Raw genomic sequence first — 7522 nt, forward strand, 5'->3', positions numbered from 1 at the left:
TGCCAAGTTGCGGCAGGCGGATGTGCTGATCTCACAGGGCCAGAGCGTGGCCGATTGTGATCGGCCCCCACGCGGTGGTCCAAGGGTAAAGTTAGTGCGCGGTAGGCTGGAGTTGACCCCGTTTGTGGTCCACGGCCTATGCAAGTTCTCGGGCTGTGACAGCTTGGTTGGCGAAGGCTCGGGGCGTCAAGCCGCCCAGGGCCGTGTGGGGTCGATCTTCGTTGTAGTGGCATCTCCATTCCTCGATGCCCTCACGGGCATCGGCCAGAGACAGGAACCAAGAGGCGTTCAGGCATTCCGCTCGTAGGCGGCCGTTGAACGACTCGACGTAGGCGTTGTCAGTGGGCTTGCCCGGTCGGGAGAAGTCGATCTCGACCCCGTTCAGGTAGGCCCACTGGTCAAGCATGCGCCCGGCGAACTCCGGCCCATTGTCGACCCGCAAGCTCTTGGGCCGTCCCCTCAGCTTGACCAAGGCGTCGAGCGCCTCGGTCACCTGGAAGGCGCGGAAGTTGGCTCTCGGTGTGAGTGAGAGCGCCTCTCGCGTGTGGCAATCGACGATGGTCAAGATCCGGAATGGACGTCCGTCGAAGATGCGGTCGGAGACGAAGTCCATCGCCCAGACATCGTTGGGCCCACCGATCCCTGGCCTACCCTGACGATACCGCCAGGCCCGCTTGCGCTTAGGCAGCTTGGGCCGGATCGATAGCCCCTCGTCTCGGTAGATCCGGTAGGTGCGCTTGTGGTTCACCTCCCAGCCCTCCCGTCGCAGCAAGATGTGCAGCCGCCGGTAGCCGTAGCGGACCCGTGCGGCGGCCAGCTCCTTCAACCGCATCCGCAGAGCGACCTGCGGGTCGGCTCGCTTCCTGTAACGCTGGGACGAACGGCCGAAGCCGGTGGCCTGGCAGGCCCGACGCTCACTGATGTCGTAGGCCACCTGCAAGTGACCGGCGACTTCACGGCGAACGGCGGGCCTCACCACTTTCGTTTGAGCACGTCCTGCAGCATCGAGCGGTCCAGCGTCAGGTCAGCGACCAGCCGCTTGAGCTTACCATTCTCGTCCTCCAGCTGCTTGAGCCGTCGGATCTCCGGCACGCCCATGCCGACGAACTGCTTCTTCCAGCGGTAGAAGGTCGGCTCAGATACGCCCATCTTCCGGCAAACTTCGTCCACCGAGGCGCCGTTCTCCGCCTGCCGCAGGGCAAAGGCGATCTGTTCATTCGTGAAGCGTTTGCGAGGCATGGCATCCACCCTCCTTCAGGGTTCAGGATGCCCGAAAAACTTGCGCTCAGCGCGGACCAGTTTGCTGGGTCAGGGTCAGTGAGGCTCGCCGCGGATCTGGAGGCCCGACGTCTGCCCGACCTGGCGGCCCTGCGCGTCACCTTCGCACCGGACCCAGCCGGCATCCCGCACGTCAGCGTCCATCTGGCGACGCTCGCCAGCTACGAGGGGCTGCTGGGTTCCACCGTCCAGACGGGAGAGGTCGCATGAAGACCGCCTCCGCCGCCGACGTCGCCCGCCTCGCCGTCATGCTCGGCGACCTGCGCTTGCCCACCATCAAGGCCGTCTGGCCGAGCTTTGCCGAAAAGGCCGACACGGAAGGCTGGCCGGCAGCCCGCTTCCTGTCCGCTCTCGCAGAGCACGAGCTCGCCGAACGCGACCGGCGTCGCATCGAGCGTCATCTCGCCGAAGCACGCCTGCCGCCGGGCAAAACCCTGGACACCTTCGACTTCGAAGCCGTCCCGTCCGTCTCCAAGGCTCAGGTCATGGCCATCGCCGCCGGCGACGCCTGGCTCGGCACCGGGGCCAACCTGCTCCTGTTCGGGCCGCCCGGCGGCGGCAAGAGCCATCTGGCGGCCGCGATCGGCCTGGCGCTGATCGAGAGCGGCTGGAAGGTGCTGTTCACCCGCACCACCGACCTCGTCCAGAAGCTCCAGATCGCCCGGCGCGACCTCACCCTGGAAGCGGCCCTCGCCCGGCTCGACCGCTTCGACCTGCTGATCCTCGACGACCTCGCCTACGTCACCAAGGATCAAGCCGAGACCAGCGTGCTGTTCGAGCTGATCGGCGCCCGCTACGAGCGGCGCTCGATCCTCATCACCGCCAACCAGCCGTTCGGTGAATGGGGCAAGGTCTTCCCCGACCCGGCCATGACGCTGGCCGCCGTCGACCGCCTCGTCCATCACGCCACGATCTTCGAGATGAACGTCGAGAGCTATCGGCGGCGTGCCGCCCTGGATCGCAAACGCGGGCCCGGCCGCCCACCAACCCGCGCGACAACAAAGACGGCGCCGTGATCGCCGCGCCGCGTCAATCAAACGGCCGATCCGCCTTGCGCCGCGCTCACCAGAGGACCAAACTCCTCCCGCCGCGACGCCGATGTGCCTCATCCAGATTGTCGCTGACCAATCATCCAGATTGCCGCGCTACAGTGCGACGTATAGCGGCGAGAGCATCGCATCAAGTAGGCTGCGGTTCGAGCTACAACGCCGTCGCTCACGTGCTGTAAGCTGGCGGCAAGTAGGGTGACGTGAAGAACAGCCACGTCTCTAGGCGCTGAGATTAATGAATGGCGACACATCATTTTTGTAATAAAAAGTGTTTAGTTGATCGGACGTATCGATACGTGAAGTTCCTGGTCCATTTTCAATATGTATTCGGTAGGCACGTAAAACGATCCAGCGCCCGCATCAGAACAGACGACCCTCACAGCATACTTGCCTTCGATTTTGCCAAGAAAAGTTGCGCTCGTCGCTATTGGACATGAGTAGGTTTCAGCCCTAATAAGAGATCCAAAAGCTCGAAGCTGTTCTGTTTTTGCTGAATCATCTATTTTAATATCACCCACTGACACAACACAGATACAGATCGCAGTGAAATTTTGTATAAAGAAATTCATTAATTATGCCCCCATAGCATATGCTCGGCCATCGGATTTTTCCATCTATATCTGATGAATTCTCATGCTCATAACATTATGAATTACCTCGTAAATCTTTTTTAGTCATTGGATAATCTAGGAATATCATATGCCGCAAAGCAATATGCAAAACATTATATTATATTCATTGGTCCTGCTTCCGCCAGCTCCGCTTTTTAACTTTTATTTCCGAGCTGGATATTAACTCAGAAGCGTGTCATTAAATTGATTTATTTATTATTTGCGCCTAAATATATATTTTTGCTATTAGGTAAATCAAGACGAATTATTAGATCATTCAATCAAATTTTGCCAATCAAAAACTTTTTAATAATTAATTCTAAGTAATTGTCATATATATAAACTTATAGCTCACACAAATAAACTGATTAATATATCAAAATATATCATAAATAGCATCGAGTTCAAATACTAAAAAAAATAATCGAAATTTCCTTTCGGTTTGACAAAAAAAACGGATTTTAATTGCTCAACGCCAGCGCAAAGTTCAAAAATAGCGTTGTCGTAAGGAAATTACGCGAGTGATAGACTTGTTGCCAGCAGAAATAAGTCGCAGCCAATATATCCTAAAAATAGTTTTCGCATGAATATGCATTATGATTGTGCATGGGGGCTTAGTGTGAGAAAAAAACACGCATCTATTCTATCTAACACGTGGTGCCTGGCACTAATTGGGAATGCCAGCGCTGCGGATCTTCCAACTAAAAAGGCTGCTTCAATCGAATATGTCCGAGTTTGTACTGCTTATGGTGCCGGTTTTTTTTATATACCTGGATCTGATACCTGTCTCCGAATTTCTGGTCGCGCACGATTTGATTATCTCTACCAAACAAGCAATACCCGTACGGGAACCGGCGGCGATGTGTCGGGCTATGTCGGCCTGATGCGCCTAAATTTTGATGCGCGCACTCAGACTGACTACGGAGCTTTGCGCGCCTTTCTCCGCCTCGATGTTGCTAGTCGAACCGGGCCATTTCTTACCTCAGCTTCGCGTCAGCGTGAGGGTCAAGCCTTCCCGGCGCTCGGTGCAGATGCCTACGGCCGTGCGCAGATGTTCAACAACGTCGACAAGGCCTTCATCCAGTTCGGCGGCCTCACAGCCGGGAGAGCCTCTTCGTTCTTCGACTTTTACGCCCATGATCTAGAGATCATCGGTGGCTCGCATACGTCGGACAACTACAGCACCAACCTCTTGGCCTACACGGCCCAATTTGCGGACGGCTTCTCCATGACGGGAGCGATGGAAGATCCGACTTTTCGGCGCTCGCCAATCTACGGAACCGGCTCGGCAGTCGGAGCCTTCACCACTTCGGGCGGATTTGCCGGTTTCAACAACGCCTTCAATCCGTTCACGCCTTCGACATTCCTTGCTCCCATCATCGTCGGCCCCGGAGCCGTCGCATTCCAGGACGTGACGCAGAAGAACCGCGTGCCCGATTTCGTCGGCGTCCTGCGCATGGATCGCCCCTGGGGGTCCGCCCAGTTCTCCGCCGCCGTCCACGAGATCAACGGCGGCGATGCATCAAGCGTGGTGTCCGGAGTCTCAACGGCAACTGCAAGCCTTGGGATCTCGCCCCAGGGCCGTGCAGCGTCGGCATACGGCTTCGCGGTCCAGGGAGGCGTGAAGATCAACCTCCCCTTCATCAGCCCAGGCGATGTGCTTTACTTACAGGCTGCCTACGCCCAGGGCGCCCTGAGTTACACCGGCGTCGCAAACTACACGGCTCCCTACGACGCGCTGGCTGCCACACCGAGCGTCGGCGGGTCATTCCAGCAGTATTACGCTGATGCGGTCCTCAACCCGACTACGGGGAAATACGAGCTCTCGACTTCGTTCTCGGTGGTTGGTTCACTCCTGCACTACTGGTCGCCTGCCTTTCGATCGGCATTCTTTGGCAGCTACGCACAAATTGACTACAATTCTAACGGCCGAAACGCGCTAGCCGCCCTCGGCTTCGGCTTTCTGCCTACGGGAACGAGCGCAGCCAACACCAACGCCTTCCTCAACAGCGCCGTTCTGCGCGGAACTAACCAGATCGTGTCTGGCGCAAGCCTGATCTGGAACCCGGTCAAAGACCTTGACATAGGCCTGGAAGGTGAATACGTGCGCACTGCTCTGAATAACGGTGTCACGCCAGATCTTGCCAAGAATTCACTCAGAAATGTCAGCTATCAAGATGTGGCTCAATTCCGTTTTCGCGTTCAGCGCGATTTCTAGTACTGTATCTATATTTCTAATGTTACATAGATAGTAATAGTATATTAAAATCCTTAAAATTTGGTAGTTCCTGAAACCCGGCCGTAAGACCGGGTTTCTCCTGTTGGCTGGACCAGATAGGCTATCCGACCAGCGCAACGGATTGAGAGACGACGGATAACGGCACCATGCCGACTCATGATGGTTGGTCCGATCCGGCCATTCCCAAGGGTGATGTCATCGCTCATGCGATATGCCGGCAGCGTCGGAGCGGACCCCGTAGAATGTTAGGCACGAACCTGCACACTGCAGCGACTAGATGAATGTAAAAATTAAATCGTATTTTCATTGATCCAAATCATCCGGTCTGTAGGAATGGACATGTTCTTCGATGGCACCCGTCATCGCAGGAGCAGACGCTGCGGGTAAAAGTCGAGCTACCCAGGTACCGGGGTTGAGCGATAATTGCCGGAAGCTTCATCCGAGGATTACTCTGCCGGCCGGGGAACCGGTCGGCTTTTTTTTGGCGTAATGTTCTTAAACACATATCGTATACAATTATATATAAGCAATTTATTTAAATTACTGTATTTTTTTTCAAAACATTGAGCTTTCTAGGGGGTTTCTATGTTGTATAATGTCATGAGTGCCGAACTAGATCGGCATTTCGATGGATATTGGGAGACAATAGATGAAAAACCTTTTTATTGCCGGTTCTCTATTTGCGGCACTGGCGGTCGGCGCTGCTCACGCAGCGGAATTCGATGCATCGTCCCTTGATCACGGCCTCATCCATCTCACCAGTGGTGATGGCCTCGACCGTGAGGCGTACTCCGAGGGAAACGATCGCACCGGCGGCATGTGGCAGGGCGCGGTAGCAGGATCCGAGCGTGCGATGGTGCCAGCCGTTGAGACGACTGGCTCCTATGGTCGGCGGCAGTGGAGCCACTATCAGCCCCACCCTCATCATCACGATCGATACTAATTCCGAGAGATGCCAAGCGTGATCGCCCATGGTCGCTCTAGTGCAATGACGCATTCGGATGGTTCATGGGAGTCTGGCGACAGCGCTGACGATTTGTGCGGCTGGTTTGGTCCAGGTGAAGGGCCGAGCGCGGCTGTTGTGCTCGGCAATGTAGCGCTTGATGGCGGCTTGGAGATCGACCACGCCCGTGAAGGTGCCGCGTCGTAGGCGGCGACGGGTCAGGGCGGAGAAGAAGCCCTCGACTGCGTTGAGCCAGGACGCCGAGGTCGGCGTGAAGTGGAAGGTCCAACGCGGATGGCGTGCGAGCCAAGCGCGCACCTTCGGGTGCTTGTGTGTGGCGTAGTTGTCGAGGATCGCGTGGATGACCTTGCCAGTCGGCACGGCGGCTTCGACGGCGTTGAGGAAGCGGATGAACTCGCCGTGGCGGTGGCGCTGCATGCAGCGGCCGATCACGGTGCCGTGGAGGACGTCGAAGGCGGCAAACAGCGTCGTGGTGCCGTGCCGGGTGTAGTCGTGGGTCTGGGCGGCCGGGTGCCCGGGGGCGACCGGCAGATCGGGACGGGTGCGCTCCAAAGCCTGGATCTGGCTTTTCTCATCGAGCGAGAGCACCACGGCATGGGCCGGCGGATCCATGTAGAGCCCCACCACGTCCTCCACCTTTTCGGCAAAGGCAGGGTCGTGTGAGCGCTTGAAGGTGCGGATCCGGTGCGGCTGAAGCCGGTTGGCCTGCCAGATCCGCTGCACGGAGCGCAGCGCGATACCGGTCGCTTCGGCCACGGCACGCCCGGTCCAGTGGGTGACCGCGCCGGGCGGCTCTGAGCAGGTCAGGGCCAGCACCTGCGCGACCGTGCCGGCGGGCAGCGGCTCCTTGCCGGGCGGGCGGGTCTTGTCGCGCAAGAGGCCCTCGACGCCCTCTTCGGCGTAACGCTGCTGCCAGCGCCAGACGGCCGGTCGGCTCACGCCGGCCTGCCGCGCGATCTCCTGCACCGTCAGGCGTTCGCCCGACAGCAGCACGATCCGGGCGCGTAGAATGTGCTTGAGTGGACAAGAGCGGTCGGTGGCGAGGGCCGTCAGCCGCGCCGTGGCGGCCTCATCGAGGAGTACGCAGACAGTCTGAGCCATCCGCCCAGACTCGCACATCGCCGCCCATCAGTGAATCCTCTGAATGCGTCACTGCACTAGCGACTGCGGGCAGGACTGCCGTGCAAAGAGTCTTTCGACAGGGGATTGAGGCGGGATTGAGTAGCCGGGATAGCCTTGATTCCAAGAGGGTGCTGAAATCTGACTTGAATCTGCCATGTGGACCCCGGCCACCTGGCGGCAGCATAACCGTGCAGGCCTGCGCTAAGAGCCCGTCCGATAAGGGGCTGAGGCAGGGTTGAGTGGCCGGGATGGCAGTGAT

6 protein-coding genes are annotated in these 7522 nt (G+C 57.9%); 4 read left to right on the plus strand and 2 right to left on the minus strand.

The genetic code is table 11. The features are described 5' to 3' along the window. Positions 1-136: 136 nt before the first annotated feature. A protein-coding gene (locus CRT23_RS26890) for an IS3 family transposase (RefSeq protein ID WP_103712557.1) occupies positions 137-1239 on the minus strand; the annotation gives its coding sequence in 2 pieces (ribosomal slippage) (positions 137-978 and positions 978-1239; 1104 coding nt in all). Between the two features lie 78 nt (positions 1240-1317). On the opposite strand from CRT23_RS26890, the gene CRT23_RS28770 reads away from it, so the two are divergent. The 4 genes from CRT23_RS28770 to CRT23_RS28240 all read left to right on the plus strand — a co-directional run bounded on the left by CRT23_RS28770 (position 1318) and on the right by CRT23_RS28240 (position 6120). Continuing rightward, the gene (locus CRT23_RS28770) at positions 1318-1488 is read left to right on the plus strand and encodes a hypothetical protein (protein ID WP_181017499.1); all 171 of its coding nucleotides are present in this window, start codon (positions 1318-1320) and stop codon (positions 1486-1488) included. Then, entirely contained in the window at positions 1485-2294 is an 810-nt protein-coding gene (gene istB, locus CRT23_RS26900) for an IS21-like element helper ATPase IstB (protein ID WP_056481133.1), read from the plus strand. The genes CRT23_RS28770 and istB overlap by 4 nt, the downstream gene beginning before the upstream one ends. A gap of 1227 nt (positions 2295-3521) precedes the next feature. Continuing rightward, on the plus strand, positions 3522-5156 hold the full coding sequence (locus tag CRT23_RS26905) for a porin (RefSeq protein WP_245436632.1): 1635 nt from the start codon (positions 3522-3524) through the stop codon (positions 5154-5156). 670 nt (positions 5157-5826) lie between these two features. Then, positions 5827-6120, plus strand: a complete 294-nt coding sequence (locus tag CRT23_RS28240) for a hypothetical protein (RefSeq protein ID WP_146056547.1) — start codon at positions 5827-5829, stop codon at positions 6118-6120. Between the two features lie 63 nt (positions 6121-6183). Here the strand turns inward: CRT23_RS28240 and CRT23_RS26910 are convergent, their stop codons facing one another. Then, the gene (locus CRT23_RS26910) at positions 6184-7242 is read right to left on the minus strand and encodes an IS630 family transposase (RefSeq protein ID WP_103712559.1); all 1059 of its coding nucleotides are present in this window, start codon (positions 7240-7242) and stop codon (positions 6184-6186) included. Between the last annotated feature and the right edge of the window lie 280 nt (positions 7243-7522).

The sequence above is a fragment of the Methylobacterium sp. V23 genome (assembly GCF_002917135.1).
Taxonomy (GTDB): domain Bacteria; phylum Pseudomonadota; class Alphaproteobacteria; order Rhizobiales; family Beijerinckiaceae; genus Methylobacterium.

Excerpts from the sequence above, each read along its gene's own strand:
- CRT23_RS26905 (WP_245436632.1), top strand. The coding sequence starts at position 3,522 with ATGAATATGCATTATGATTGTGCATGGGGGCTTAGTGTGAGAAAAAAA.
- CRT23_RS26910 (WP_103712559.1), bottom strand. The coding sequence starts at position 7,242 with ATGGCTCAGACTGTCTGCGTACTCCTCGATGAGGCCGCCACGGCGCGG.
- istB (WP_056481133.1), top strand. The coding sequence starts at position 1,485 with ATGAAGACCGCCTCCGCCGCCGACGTCGCCCGCCTCGCCGTCATGCTC.
- CRT23_RS28240 (WP_146056547.1), top strand. The coding sequence starts at position 5,827 with ATGAAAAACCTTTTTATTGCCGGTTCTCTATTTGCGGCACTGGCGGTC.